15 protein-coding genes are annotated in these 11,951 nt (G+C 71.4%); 10 read left to right on the top strand and 5 right to left on the bottom strand.

Annotation, left to right across the window (positions count from 1 at the left end; all coding sequences use genetic code 11):
- Positions 1-49 precede the first annotated feature (49 nt).
- Both fdxA and ACIQAC_RS26960 read left to right on the top strand, forming a co-directional pair.
- Positions 50-370, top strand: coding sequence for a ferredoxin (fdxA, locus tag ACIQAC_RS26965; protein ID WP_003985062.1), 321 nt, complete (start codon positions 50-52; stop codon positions 368-370).
- A gap of 126 nt (positions 371-496) precedes the next feature.
- The gene (locus tag ACIQAC_RS26960; protein WP_402195028.1) at positions 497-1,588 is read left to right on the top strand and encodes a bifunctional succinyldiaminopimelate transaminase/glutamate-prephenate aminotransferase; all 1,092 of its coding nucleotides are present in this window, start codon (positions 497-499) and stop codon (positions 1,586-1,588) included.
- 160 nt (positions 1,589-1,748) lie between these two features.
- Here the strand turns inward: ACIQAC_RS26960 and ACIQAC_RS26955 are convergent, their stop codons facing one another.
- Both ACIQAC_RS26955 and ACIQAC_RS26950 read right to left on the bottom strand, forming a co-directional pair.
- Positions 1,749-2,186, bottom strand: a complete 438-nt coding sequence (locus ACIQAC_RS26955) for an ATP-binding protein (RefSeq protein WP_402195026.1) — start codon at positions 2,184-2,186, stop codon at positions 1,749-1,751.
- Positions 2,187-2,541: 355 nt separating this feature from the next.
- Entirely contained in the window at positions 2,542-3,519 is a 978-nt protein-coding gene (locus ACIQAC_RS26950; protein WP_402195023.1) for a heavy metal transporter, read from the bottom strand.
- Positions 3,520-3,603: 84 nt separating this feature from the next.
- Here ACIQAC_RS26950 and dapE point away from each other — a divergent pair, with 84 nt between their 5' ends.
- Positions 3,604-4,683 (top strand): succinyl-diaminopimelate desuccinylase, encoded by a 1,080-nt coding sequence (gene dapE / locus ACIQAC_RS26945; RefSeq protein ID WP_402195020.1) that lies wholly within the window; start codon positions 3,604-3,606, stop codon positions 4,681-4,683.
- A gap of 172 nt (positions 4,684-4,855) precedes the next feature.
- Positions 4,856-5,614 (top strand): TIGR00730 family Rossman fold protein, encoded by a 759-nt coding sequence (locus ACIQAC_RS26940; RefSeq protein ID WP_402195018.1) that lies wholly within the window; start codon positions 4,856-4,858, stop codon positions 5,612-5,614.
- A gap of 136 nt (positions 5,615-5,750) precedes the next feature.
- On the opposite strand, the gene folP is transcribed toward ACIQAC_RS26940, so the two are convergent.
- A complete protein-coding gene (folP, locus tag ACIQAC_RS26935; protein ID WP_402195123.1) occupies positions 5,751-6,611 on the bottom strand; it encodes a dihydropteroate synthase in 861 nt (286 codons plus the stop codon).
- Between the two features lie 137 nt (positions 6,612-6,748).
- Here folP and ACIQAC_RS26930 point away from each other — a divergent pair, with 137 nt between their 5' ends.
- Both ACIQAC_RS26930 and ACIQAC_RS26925 read left to right on the top strand, forming a co-directional pair.
- Positions 6,749-7,099 (top strand): DivIVA domain-containing protein, encoded by a 351-nt coding sequence (locus tag ACIQAC_RS26930; protein ID WP_402195017.1) that lies wholly within the window; start codon positions 6,749-6,751, stop codon positions 7,097-7,099.
- Entirely contained in the window at positions 7,096-7,680 is a 585-nt protein-coding gene (locus ACIQAC_RS26925; protein WP_402195014.1) for a DNA-3-methyladenine glycosylase I, read from the top strand. The genes ACIQAC_RS26930 and ACIQAC_RS26925 overlap by 4 nt, the downstream gene beginning before the upstream one ends.
- Positions 7,681-7,713: 33 nt before the next feature.
- On the opposite strand, the gene ACIQAC_RS26920 is transcribed toward ACIQAC_RS26925, so the two are convergent.
- Positions 7,714-8,517, bottom strand: coding sequence for an enoyl-CoA hydratase/isomerase family protein (locus ACIQAC_RS26920; protein ID WP_402195012.1), 804 nt, complete (start codon positions 8,515-8,517; stop codon positions 7,714-7,716).
- Between ACIQAC_RS26920 and ACIQAC_RS26915 the strand changes: the two genes are divergently transcribed.
- Positions 8,516-8,746, top strand: a complete 231-nt coding sequence (locus ACIQAC_RS26915; protein WP_402195010.1) for a hypothetical protein — start codon at positions 8,516-8,518, stop codon at positions 8,744-8,746. The genes ACIQAC_RS26920 and ACIQAC_RS26915 overlap by 2 nt on opposite strands.
- A gap of 146 nt (positions 8,747-8,892) precedes the next feature.
- On the top strand, positions 8,893-9,060 hold the full coding sequence (locus ACIQAC_RS26910) for a DUF3117 domain-containing protein (RefSeq protein WP_003966491.1): 168 nt from the start codon (positions 8,893-8,895) through the stop codon (positions 9,058-9,060).
- A 141-nt stretch (positions 9,061-9,201) separates the two neighbouring features.
- Here the strand turns inward: ACIQAC_RS26910 and ACIQAC_RS26905 are convergent, their stop codons facing one another.
- Complete coding sequence (locus tag ACIQAC_RS26905; RefSeq protein ID WP_402195121.1) at positions 9,202-9,900, bottom strand: O-methyltransferase; 699 nt, start codon at positions 9,898-9,900, stop codon at positions 9,202-9,204.
- A gap of 163 nt (positions 9,901-10,063) precedes the next feature.
- On the opposite strand from ACIQAC_RS26905, the gene sigE reads away from it, so the two are divergent.
- Positions 10,064-10,837, top strand: a complete 774-nt coding sequence (sigE, locus tag ACIQAC_RS26900; protein WP_402195007.1) for an RNA polymerase sigma factor SigE — start codon at positions 10,064-10,066, stop codon at positions 10,835-10,837.
- A complete protein-coding gene (locus tag ACIQAC_RS26895) occupies positions 10,834-11,823 on the top strand; it encodes an anti-sigma factor family protein (protein WP_402195006.1) in 990 nt (329 codons plus the stop codon). Before sigE ends, ACIQAC_RS26895 begins: the two co-directional genes overlap by 4 nt.
- The last annotated feature ends 128 nt before the right edge of the window (positions 11,824-11,951 follow it).

Here is an 11,951-nt window from a genome sequence, read left to right as displayed (position 1 = left end):
CGGAGCCTGAGGTGGCCCGCCAGCGCCCGTATCGAGGAGGAACGACAGCGTGACCTACGTCATCGCGCAGCCTTGTGTCGACGTGAAGGACAAGGCGTGCATCGAGGAGTGCCCGGTCGACTGCATCTACGAGGGCTCCCGGTCCTTGTACATCCACCCGGACGAATGCGTTGACTGCGGCGCCTGCGAACCGGTCTGCCCGGTCGAGGCGATCTTCTACGAGGACGACACTCCGGAGGAGTGGAAGGACTACTACAAGGCGAACGTCGAGTTCTTCGACGAGCTCGGCTCCCCCGGCGGCGCCAGCAAGCTCGGTCTGATCGAGCGGGACCACCCCTTCATCGCCGCGCTGCCGCCGCAGAACGGCTGAGAGCGGCCCGGACCACGCGCGCCGCCTCGGTCCCGTACGGCCCGATCGTGAAGATCGCCGCCTGCGGGGCCGGGGCGTTTGCCGTACCGGCGCCGGCAGTACGTACCAGAAAGTGAGCAAGAACCCGTGTCCGCAGTCACCGACCGCCTGCCCACCTTCCCCTGGGACAAGCTGACGCCGTACAAGAAGACCGCGGCGGCCCATCCGGACGGCATCGTCGACCTGTCGGTCGGCACACCTGTCGACCCGGTCCCCGAGGTGATCCAGAAGGCGCTCGTCGCGGCGGCCGACTCGCCGGGCTATCCGACGGTCTGGGGCACGCCCGAACTGCGTGACGCGATCACCGGCTGGGTGTCGCGGCGGCTCGGCGCGCGGGACGTCACCCACCAGCACGTCCTGCCGATCGTCGGCTCCAAGGAACTGGTCGCCTGGCTCCCGACCCAGCTCGGGCTCGGCCCCGGCGACAAGGTCGCGTACCCGCGCCTCGCCTACCCGACCTACGAGGTCGGTGCCCGGCTCGCCCGCGCGGAGTACGAGGTCTACGACGACCCGACGGACCTGGATCCCTCGAACCTGAGGCTGCTCTGGCTCAACTCCCCGTCCAACCCGACGGGCCGGGTCCTCTCGCAGGCCGACCTGACCCGGATCGTCGCGTGGGCGCGGGCGCACGGCGTCCTGGTCTTCTCCGACGAGTGCTATCTGGAACTGGGCTGGGAGGCCGACCCCGTCTCCGTCCTCCACCCGGACGTCAACGGCGGCTCCTACGACGGGGTCGTCGCCGTGCACTCGCTCTCCAAGCGGTCCAATCTCGCCGGGTACCGGGCCGCGTTCCTCGCCGGTGATCCGGCCGTGCTCGGGCCGCTGCTGGAGATCCGTAAGCACGGGGGCATGATGACGTCGGCTCCGACGCAGGCTGCGGCGGTCGCGGCGCTCGGTGACGACGAGCATGTGCGGGTGCAGCGGGAGCGGTATGTGGCTCGGCGGGAGGCCCTGCGGGCGGCGCTCGTCGGGCATGGCTTCCGGATCGAGCACAGTGAGGCGAGCCTGTACCTGTGGGCCACTCGGGACGAACCGTGCTGGGACACGGTCGGTCACCTGGCCGAGCTGGGGATTCTGGTGGCGCCGGGGGACTTCTACGGTGAGGCGGGCGCGGAGTTTGTGCGGGTTGCTCTGACGGCCACGGATGACCGCGTCCGGGCCGCGGTGGCTCGCCTGTAGCCCGGGTGCGGGCCGGTGGGGGTTGATCGCGCAGTTCCCCGCGCCCCTACAGGCGGCGGCTGACGCCGCCGATCCACCTACGTCCGACCTGCGGGTCTGATTTCGGTCGAAAAGCGACGGGGCCCAGGGGTGACCCCCTGGGCCCCGTTGTGGGGAAGTGTCAGCCGCCCAGGGGGAGGCCCTGGACCGGGAGGGGGCCGGCCTTGGTGAGGCCGTCCGTCGGGAGGCCGCCCTTCGTCGCGGTGGACGCGGTGTCACCGACCACGTCGCCCGCCGACCCGGCAACATCCCCCGCCGCCTTCTGCGCAGCAGGCGTCGCCTTCTTCGCCGCACCACCCGTGGTCTTGCCCGCGGTCGGCACCGCCTTCTTCACGGCCTTGCTGCCGGTCTCACCCGCGAGCCCGGTGACGTTCTGCGCCGCACCGTCGACCGTGTTGCCGACGTTCGCGCCGTCCAGCGCGGTGAGCCCGCCCAGGTTGGGGGTGGCCGGCAGTTCGGGGGCCGCGCTGGCGGAGCCGGCCGCACCGACCCCGGCGGCCGCTCCCGCAGCGACGAGCAGCGCGGCACGGGCGATCCGACGGGTCAGGGGGAGGGACATGATGCTCCTTTGACGGAAGAGAACGGTGAAGTGTCCTGCCGCGCCCGGCAGTTGACCAACGGACCCGGTCAACGCGAGAGGGACCAACCGGCTGTTGATCCCTCGGGCTCGGACGCAGTGACTACCGCTCGACCCCCCGCGAAGGTTGCGGAGCGCCAACGTAAAGAGTTGGTAATGCGTCGCATTATCGGTTGCGGATAAAAACGGGCAAAGAGCATCCGGTGAGAATGTCTGCGGAATCCTTACAGCCCTGTGTTCCCAAGGGTTTCACCGAATACCGGGGTGACCGCACGAATACCTGCGCACCCCTCGATCGCAACCCTCCCCGGCCAACCCCGGAGAGGGACGCCTCGCACTAGCGACCGGTAACGATTCGCACCGCGTCCCGGGACGTGTCGGCGCTGTCCACCCACGGGTCGTCCCGCGTCCCCGCGTTCCACTCCCGGCCCGCGTACGAGACGCGCTCGATCCGCAGGTCCGAGGCGTTGGCCACCGCCCAGTGCGCCAGCTGCCAGCCACGCTCCTCGACGGAACTGCCGTCCGCCGCGTTGGTCTCCCGCGACACCGGCACCGTCACCGTGCGCCCGCTGGTCTCGGCAGTGACGCCGGTCGGCGAGGGCGACGGCGAGGACTGCGCGCCCGCGCTCACCTCCGCGCCGGTCTGCTGCAACTGCCCGAAGTCCCGTACGAGAGCGGAGCGCACCGCGTCCGGGCCGACCGCCTGCGCCTGCGCGCCCTGGGTCTGGGTGGCCTCGGGAAGGCCCGCACAGGTCAGGGTGGCCGCCGACCGCCCGGTGAAGGCGTTCGCCAGCAGCAGGGCGTCCGGCTCGTGCTTCGCGTACGCTGTCGGGAAGCCGCTGCGCTGGACCTCCTGCGCGGCGACGGTGAGCGGCAGGTCCTCGTAACCGCGCACTTTTTCGAGGTGTTCGTAGAACATGCCCGCCGAGTACGTCGGGTCCATGATCTCCTGCTCGGTGCCCCAGCCCTGCGACGGACGCTGCTGGAAGAGGCCGAGCGAATCACGGTCGCCGTGCTCGATGTTGCGCAGGGCGGACTCCTGCATGGCGGTGGCGAGCGCGATGGTCACGGCCCGCTCGGGCAGACCGCGTGCGGTGCCGACGGCGGTGATCGTCGCCGCGTTCACGGCCTGCTCCGGCGTGAACTCGTACGCCGTGCCGTCGCCGTCGGACGAGACGACCCGGCAGCCGGATCCCCCCGCTCCGGTGACGTACTGCACCACGAGGTAGCCCGCCACGGCGAGCAGGACGACGAAGGCCGCTCCGAATCGGAGAAGTCGGCCACGGCGCTTGGGGGAGGGGGACTGCGCTGACACGCGTACAAGGTACTGGAGCTTGCCGGTCCACTTCAGGCGGGTGGCGAAAGCATGTACGGAAGGGCCGACGATAGTCTCGGCTCCATGGCCGACACCCCGCTTGACCTCACCCTGGACGCCGCCCGTCTGACCGCGCGGCTTGTCGACTTCCCGTCCGTCAGCGGCACCGAGAAGCCGCTCGCCGACGCGATCGAGAACGCGCTGCGCGCCCTGCCGCACCTGACGGTCGACCGCTACGGCAACAACGTCGTGGCACGTACGGAACTGGGGCGCGCGCAGCGGGTCGTGCTGGCCGGGCACATCGACACCGTGCCGATCGCGGACAACGTTCCGTCCCGGCTCGACGAGGACGGCGTCCTGTGGGGCTGCGGCACCTGCGACATGAAGTCCGGGGTGGCGGTCCAGCTCCGTATCGCGGCGACCGTCCCGGCCCCCAACCGGGACCTGACGTTCATCTTCTACGACAACGAGGAGGTCGAGGCCGAGCGCAACGGCCTGCGCCACCTCGCCGCGGCGCACCCCGAGTGGCTCGCGGGCGACTTCGCGGTCCTCCTCGAACCCTCCGACGGCCAGGTCGAGGGCGGCTGCCAGGGCACCCTGCGCGTCCTGCTGAGGACCAGGGGGGAGCGGGCGCACTCGGCGCGCTCCTGGATGGGCTCCAACGCGATCCACGCGGCCGCCCCGATCCTGGCCAGGCTGGCGGCGTACGAACCGCGTTACCCGCTGATCGACGGCCTGGAGTACCGCGAGGGTCTCAACGCGGTCGGCATCTCGGGCGGGGTCGCCGGCAACGTCATCCCCGACGAGTGCGTGGTCACCGTGAACTTCCGGTACGCCCCCGACCGCACCGAGGAGGAGGCCGTCGCGCACGTCCGCGAGGTCTTCGCCGACTGCGGTGTCGAGGAGTTCGAGGTCGTCGACCACAGCGGCGCCGCGATGCCCGGTCTCTCCCACCCGGCCGCGGCGGCCTTCATCGAGGCGGTCGGCGGCACCCCGCAGCCCAAGTACGGCTGGACCGACGTCTCCCGCTTCAGCGCGCTCGGCATCCCCGCCGTCAACTACGGCCCCGGCAACCCGCACTTGGCCCACAAGCGGGACGAACGGGTCGAAACCGCGAAAATCCTGGCCGGCGAGGAACGGCTGAGGGCCTGGCTGACGGCGTAGACGGAGATCGTCTCGGCTCCGGACATCAGGTTCCCGTACGGCGCTTCACGCAGGACATGCCGACGTCCCCCGCGCGTAACCCGCGTAGATCTACGCTGAGGTGGATAGACGTTCTTCCCCGGGCGTCCGGCCCCGGCCGGTCCGGGGAGGATCCTGAACGGAGGGAGCGCACATGGCCACCGGCAACCCCGAGGGCAAGCAGCAGCCGCCGGAAGAGCAGCGCCTCGGACCGGTCCTCCGACGGAGGAGCCAGGTCACGGCGAGCACCACGGACCAGCGGCTGCTGGACGCGGGCGGTCCGTCGGACTGGGTCCACACCGACCCCTGGCGCGTCCTGCGTATCCAGTCGGAGTTCATCGAGGGCTTCGGCACACTCGCCGAACTCCCGCCCGCGATCAGCGTCTTCGGCTCCGCCCGGACCCGCGCGGACTCCCCGGAGTACGAGGCGGGCGTACGGCTCGGCAGCGCGCTGGTGCAGGCCGGCTGGGCGGTGATCACCGGCGGCGGACCCGGCGCGATGGAAGCCGCCAACAAGGGCGCGGTCGAGGCCGGCGGCACGTCGGTGGGCCTCGGCATCGAGCTCCCCTTCGAGCAGGGCCTCAACCCGTACGTCGACATCGGCCTCAACTTCCGCTACTTCTTCGTGCGGAAGATGATGTTCGTGAAGTACGCGCAGGGTTTTGTGGTGCTGCCCGGCGGCCTCGGCACCCTGGACGAACTCTTCGAGGCCCTGACCCTCGTCCAGACCCAGAAGGTCACCCGCTTCCCGATCGTCCTCTTCGGCACCGAGTACTGGGGCGGTCTGGTCGACTGGATCCGCAACACCCTGATCGCCCAGGGCAAGGCCTCGGAGAAGGACCTCCTCCTCTTCCACCTCACGGACGACGTGGACGAGGCGGTGGCCCTGGTCTCGAAGGAGGCAGGCCGCTAGCGGCGGTCCGGAACGCCGGCCGGGCGAGTTCAGCCCGTCCGGCGTTCGAGGACGAGGCCCTTCGGGCCGAAGCGGGGGTCCGGGGGCGGCAGCCCCCGGGAACGGGACGGGTAGGGGCGGCGGGGGCGAAAACCCCCTACGCCAGCCCCCGCCGGGCAACCGCGGGATCCCGATGCCCCGCGATCGCCGAGACCATCTCCAGCACCTGCCGAGTCTCGGCAACCTCATGCACCCGGTACACCTGAGCCCCCAGCCACGCGGACACCGCGGTCGTCGCCAACGTCCCCAACACCCGCTCCTTGAGCGGCACGTCCAACGTCTCCCCCACGAAGTCCTTGTTGGACAACGACACCAGCACCGGCCACCCCGTCTCCACCAGCTCCCCCAACCGCCGGGTCGCCTCAAGACTGTGCCGGGTGCTCTTCCCGAAGTCGTGCCCCGGATCGATCATGACCGACTCGCGCGGCACCCCGAGCGCCACCGCCCGCTCGGCCAGCCCCAGCGTCACCCGCAGAATGTCGGCCACGACATCGTCGTACGTCACCCGATGCGGCCGCGTACGCGGCTCCGCGCCGCCGGCGTGCGTGCACACCAGCCCCGCCCGGTAGCGCGCCGCGACCTCCGCGAGCCGCGGATCCACACCGCCCCACGCGTCGTTCAGCACGTCCGCGCCCGCCTCGCACGCGGCCTCGCCGACGTCCGCCCGCCAGGTGTCCACGCTGATCACCACGTCCGGGTGCCGCCGCCGCACCTCCGCGACGAAGCCGACCGTGCGCCGCGCCTCCTCCTCGGCGGTGACCTCCTCGCCGGGCCCGGCCTTGACGCCGCCGATGTCGATGATCGCGGCACCCTCGGCGACCGCCTGCTCCACGCGCGCGAGGGCCGCCTCGTCGTGGAAGGTCGCCCCCTGGTCGTAGAAGGAGTCCGGGGTCCGATTGACGATCGCCATGATCACCGGCTCGTGCGGATCGAACTCCCGCCTGCCCAGCCTGAGCATCCCCTGTGACCTCATCTCGTACATCCAGCTCCCACGGCCTTTCCGGCCGCCTGCGACCCTAACCTTCGGGCGCGCATGGCACGATCTGACCCTGACAGCTTCGTACCGAGCACACCGAGCGTGGGGGCACACACCCGATGGTCATGTTCCTGTTCCTGGTCGTCGCGCTCGCCGTCGTGGTCGCCGCCGTCACCCTCGCGGTGGTGGGCGGCGGCGACGGCGGCGGCCCGCTGCCCGAGGCGGCGCCCCAGCGGCTGCACGACCCGCTGCCCGCCGACCGCCCGGTCGCCCGCGGCGACGTCGACGCGCTGCGCTTCCCGCTCGCCGTCCGCGGCTACCGCATGGGCGACGTGGACGACGCGCTGAACCGCCTCGCCGCCGAGCTCGCCGAGCGCGACGCCCGGATCGCCGACCTGGAGTCCGCGCTGGCCGGCGCCCGCACCCCCCGGGTCGACATGGAGAAGCCCGCCGAGGGAGAGCACGAGTGACCGACGGCACCGTCGCGGGCCCGGACGGCGCCCTGCGCTGCCCCTGGGCCCTGTCCACCCCGGACTACGTCGCCTACCACGACGAGGAGTGGGGCCGACCGGTCCACGGCGACGACGCGCTGTTCGAGCGGCTCAGCCTGGAGGCCTTCCAGTCGGGGCTCTCCTGGATCACGATCCTGCGCCGCCGCCCCACGTTCCGTACGGCGTTCGCCGGCTTCGGGATCGCCGCCGTGGCCGCCTTCACGGACGACGACCGCGAACGGCTGCTCGCCGACCCCGGCATCATCCGCAACCGCGCCAAGATCGACGCCACCCTCGCCAACGCCCGCGAGCTCACCGCGTGGGCCCCCGGCGAGCTCGACGAACTGATCTGGTCGCACGCCCCCGACCCCGCCCTGCGCCCGGTCCCGAAGAGCCTCGCCGACGTCCCGGCGGTCACCCCCGAGTCGACGGCCCTGTCGAAGGCCCTGAAGAAACGCGGACTGCGCTTTGTCGGGCCCACGACGGCGTACGCGCTGATGCAGGCGTGCGGTCTGGTCGACGACCATCTGGAGAACTGCGTCGCCAGACGCGCCGCCTAGGAAGCGGAGGCCTCTTGCCGGGCGGCAAAGGGCTCAGCGGCCCAGGTACTTCGGCTGTTCCTTGTTCACGAAGGCCCGCACCGCGATCGCGTGGTCCTCGGAGGCGCCCGCCCGCGTCTGGAGCTCGTCCTCCTTCTCCAGCGTCTCCTCGAAGGAGTGCGACAGCCCGTAGGCCACGGACGCCTTGAGCGCCGAGTACGCCACGGTCGGCCCCTCCGCCAGCGCGCGGGCTACCTTCCGCGCCTCGGCGGCCAGGTCGGCGGCCGGCACCAGCCGGTTCGCGATACCCAGCTCGTACGCCTCCTGCGCCTTCACACTGCGCGGGAAGAGCAGCAGGTCCGTCGCGCGGCCCGGACCGACGACCCGCGGCAGCGTCCACGAGACACCGGAGTCCGCGGTCAGCGCCACACCCGCGAAGGACGTGTTGAAGGCGGCCGTGTCCGCGACCACCCGGTAGTCGGCGGCCAGCGCGAAGCCGAAGCCGGCCCCCGCGGCGACCCCGTTCACCCCGGCGACCACGGGCTTCGCCATCCCGGCCAGCGCCTTCACGATCGGGTTGTAGTGCTCCCGCACGGTGCTCATGGTCTGCCCGCCGCCCGCCTCGCGGTCCTCGGCCAGCAGCCCGATGTGCTCCTTGAGGTCCTGGCCCACACAGAACGCCCGGTCACCGGCGGCGGTCAGCAGGACGGCCCGTACGGCCTCGTCGGCCGCGGCGGCCCGCACCGCCTCGCGGAGGGCGACCTTGGTGGCGATGTTCAGCGCGTTCATCGCCTCGGGGCGGTTCAGCGTGATCGTCGCGAGTCCGTCGCTCACCTCGTAGAGCACGGTGTCGGCCATGGCGTATCCCCTCCGCGTCGCGGCTCGTGGCGTACCGCTCGGTACGTCGTGTTCCGAGGACAGCATGGCGGAGATCGCCGTCGATGCACCGGAACGGGTGTGTGACCTGCGTCAAAGAATTCAAGCCGGATTCCGGTGGCCGGAAGTCTGTGCGGGCGCGCAGTATCGCAGTCCGATCGCCGAATTGAGTGGTTTTGCTCGCGTGCGTTGCCCAAGCGATGCCGACTGATGTTGGTCATCGGGTCACGAGATGCGGGATAATGGCTGGGAAGCAATGTGTTCGATGCCGGTGTCGCGCGTCCGTTCCGGGCTCGTGCATGCCCTTCAGGGGCCGTCGGCTTTGACGATGAGCTGGTTTCAGGAAGGGGAACGAGCATGGCGGCCATGAAGCCGCGGACGGGCGACGGCCCGCTCGAGGTGACCAAGGAGGGGCGGGGCATCGTCATGCGCGTTCCGCTCGAAGGCGGCGGTCGGCTCGTCGTCGAGCTGACCCCGGACGAGGCCGACGCGCTCGGCGACGCCCTCAAGAAGGTCGTGGGCTGACCGCGGGCGACCATACCCTTTCAGCCGCCCCCGCACGCGCTCGGTGCCGGGGCGGTTGTTCGTTCCCCGGGACGTACGGATTCCTCCGGGCGTACGGATTCCTCCGGGCGTGCGGATCCTCCGGGCGTACGGAGGAAGGCGTCAGCGCTTGACCGCGCAGAGCAGTCCGTCGCCCATCGGCAGCAGGGACGTCACCAGATCCTGGGTCTCCCGCACCGAACGCAGCAGCTCGCGCAGCCGCAGCACCTCCGTCGGCTGCGGCCCCGAATCGACCGTCCGGCCGTTGGCGAACACGCCCTCGAACACCACCAGGCCGCCCGGACGTAGCAGGCGCAACGATTCAGCGAGGTAGTCGAGGACCTCAAGACGGTCCCCGTCACAGAAAACGAGGTCGTAGCCGGCGTCCGCGAGCCGCGGCAGTACGTCGAGGGCGCGGCCCGGGATGAACCGGGCCCGGTTGCTGGCGAAGCCGGACGCGCGAAAGGCCTGCCGGGCGAACTGCTGGTGGTCGGGCTCGGGGTCGACGGTGGTCAGCACCCCGTCGGGGCGCATGCCGTGCAGCAGATGGATCCCGGACACGCCGGTGCCCGTACCGATCTCCGCGACCGCCTTGGCGTCCACCGACGCGGCCAGCAGCCGCAGCGCGGCACCCGTGCCGGGCGAGACCGAGCGCAGCCCTGCGTCACGGGCCCGGTCCCGGGCCCAGTGCAGCGCTTCGTCCTCGGCGACATAGGCGTCGGCGAACGCCCAGCTCGTCGGCCGGTTGCCGGTAATGACCCTCTCCTGTCCCCGTGGTTGCCTCGGCGTGACTGTATCCGTTGCCGCCGGGAACCCGCAGATGGGACCAGGCGTTTAGAAGGGTGAGCGCGACGGCTGGGGGACACAGTTGGATCACGACGACGAGCGGCTGGACGAGCAAGTACTGACGCAGCCGTATGAGCCGTATCAGCACAGATCAATTTCTCGTAAAACCGCTTATGGGGAGCTAACGGGCGAGGTGGCTATGGTAGGGGCTCCACTGGAGACAACCAGAGCCGACAGGGGAGGTGCGGCCGTACCTGTGGATCGGGGAGGAGTGCTGCGGCGCTTTCTCGGATCGGCGGGCAGGCCGAAATCCGTGAACAACACCGCTGCTGACCACAGCCACGCCGCTGACAAGACCCAGACCGCGACCTTCTCCACCGACGCGGACGGGCAGGCGTGGACTCCGCCCACGTGGGAGGAGATCGTCAGCACGCACAGCGGCCGGGTGTACCGCCTCGCCTACCGCCTCACCGGCAACCAGCACGACGCCGAGGATCTCACCCAGGAGGTCTTCGTCAGGGTCTTCCGTTCCCTGTCGACGTACACCCCGGGCACCTTCGAGGGCTGGCTGCACCGCATCACCACCAACCTCTTCCTCGACATGGTGCGCCGCAAGCAGCGCATCCGCTTCGACGCCCTCGGCGAGGACGCGGCCGAGCGGCTGCCCAGCCGCGAGCCCAACCCGCAGCAGGTCTTCAACGACGCCCACTTCGACGCGGACGTCCAGCAGGCCCTCGACACCCTCGCACCGGAGTTCCGCGCCGCGGTCGTCCTGTGCGACATCGAAGGCCTGTCCTACGAGGAGATCGCCGCGACCCTCGGCGTCAAGCTCGGCACCGTCCGCTCCCGGATCCACCGCGGCCGTTCCCAGCTCCGCAAGGCCCTCGCGCACCGCTCGCCGGAAGCGCGCGCCGAGCGCCGCTCCTTCGCGGCCCGCGTTCCCGCACTGGGAGGAGGGGGCGCGTCCGCGTGAGTGCCACACGGCCCAAATCTGCCGAGGAGCGCCTCGCAGAACAGCACCTGGGAGACCGACTCGCCGCCCTTGTCGACGGCGAGCTCGGTCATGACACGCGTGAGCGTGTGCTGGCGCATGTGGCGACCTGTCCGAAGTGCAAGGCGGAGGTCGACGCACAGCGCCGTCTGAAGAACGTCTTCGCGGAGGCCGCCCCGCCGCCGCCCTCCGAGAGCTTCCTGGCCCGTCTTCAGGGGCTGCCGGGCGGCGACCCCGACGGCGACGGCAGCCCGCTCGACGACGCCGGTTTCTTCGGCGGACTCGGCGGACGACCGCCCGCCGGTGTCTTCGGCACCAGGCGCGGCGAGCGCTTCGACTTCGACTACGTCCCGTCCGCTCCGCACACCCCCGTGCTACCGGCCTCCGCCTCGCGCGGCTTCCGGATCCATGACGTCGGCCGGTCCGAGAGCGACCGGATGTCGTCGCGCGGGCGCCGGTTCGCGTTCGTCGCGGCCGGTGCGGTGTCGCTGGCCGCGATCGCGCTCGGCGGTGTCACCACCGGCGTTCCCGGTGACACCACGGACGCCCGTGGCGGCAACGGCAGCAATGTGACCCCGATGCGTACGCCGGGCTCGGGCGCCTCGACGACGTCCGAGAACCAGCGCCGCCGCGGCTCCGGGCCACTGCTCGCCCAGGGCCAGCGCACCCTCGGCGAGACCCCGTCGGCCCCCAGCTCGATCTCCGCCCCCCTGCTGCCGGGTGTCCCCGCGCCCGGCTCCGGCCGGGTGGAGCAGGCGTCGCATCCGCTCACCGCAGCCGTGGAGGCCGGCGCCGCCGCGATGTCCCCGCTGATACGCCCGTTCTCCGCGACCCGGCCGCTCACGCTGACGGCCTGGTCCGAGGTGCCGGAGGTCGTCACCCCCGGTCTGCTGGCCGGACCCCTCGTGGCCGCGTCCACACCTCCGTCGGCCGGCCCGACCTTCGGCCCCTCCTCCCCGGCGCACTGAACCGCGCCCTGCTCGCGGGCCGGCGAACCTGGTTGAATCCGGAGTGGACCGCGCCCGCGGCAGGCAGCCGTGCGCGGAGTCGACGTACCGCGGCCACCGCACGCGTGCCGTGCCGCGGTCAGCTGTGG

It is taken from the genome of Streptomyces sp. NPDC088387, assembly GCF_044753385.1.
Taxonomy (GTDB): domain Bacteria; phylum Actinomycetota; class Actinomycetes; order Streptomycetales; family Streptomycetaceae; genus Streptomyces.
Note: the sequence above shows the minus strand (reverse complement) of the source record. Positions and strands in the feature narration are given on the sequence as shown.

Coding starts and splice junctions, on each gene's coding strand:
- ACIQAC_RS26955 (WP_402195026.1), bottom strand. CDS start 2,186: ATGTCCCTCCCCCTGACCCGTCGGATCGCCCGTGCCGCGCTGCTCGTC.
- dapE (WP_402195020.1), top strand. CDS start 3,604: ATGGCCGACACCCCGCTTGACCTCACCCTGGACGCCGCCCGTCTGACC.
- ACIQAC_RS26940 (WP_402195018.1), top strand. CDS start 4,856: ATGGCCACCGGCAACCCCGAGGGCAAGCAGCAGCCGCCGGAAGAGCAG.
- folP (WP_402195123.1), bottom strand. CDS start 6,611: ATGCTCAGGCTGGGCAGGCGGGAGTTCGATCCGCACGAGCCGGTGATC.
- ACIQAC_RS26930 (WP_402195017.1), top strand. CDS start 6,749: ATGGTCATGTTCCTGTTCCTGGTCGTCGCGCTCGCCGTCGTGGTCGCC.
- ACIQAC_RS26915 (WP_402195010.1), top strand. CDS start 8,516: ATGGCGTATCCCCTCCGCGTCGCGGCTCGTGGCGTACCGCTCGGTACG.
- ACIQAC_RS26920 (WP_402195012.1), bottom strand. CDS start 8,517: ATGGCCGACACCGTGCTCTACGAGGTGAGCGACGGACTCGCGACGATC.
- ACIQAC_RS26910 (WP_003966491.1), top strand. CDS start 8,893: ATGGCGGCCATGAAGCCGCGGACGGGCGACGGCCCGCTCGAGGTGACC.
- sigE (WP_402195007.1), top strand. CDS start 10,064: ATGGTAGGGGCTCCACTGGAGACAACCAGAGCCGACAGGGGAGGTGCG.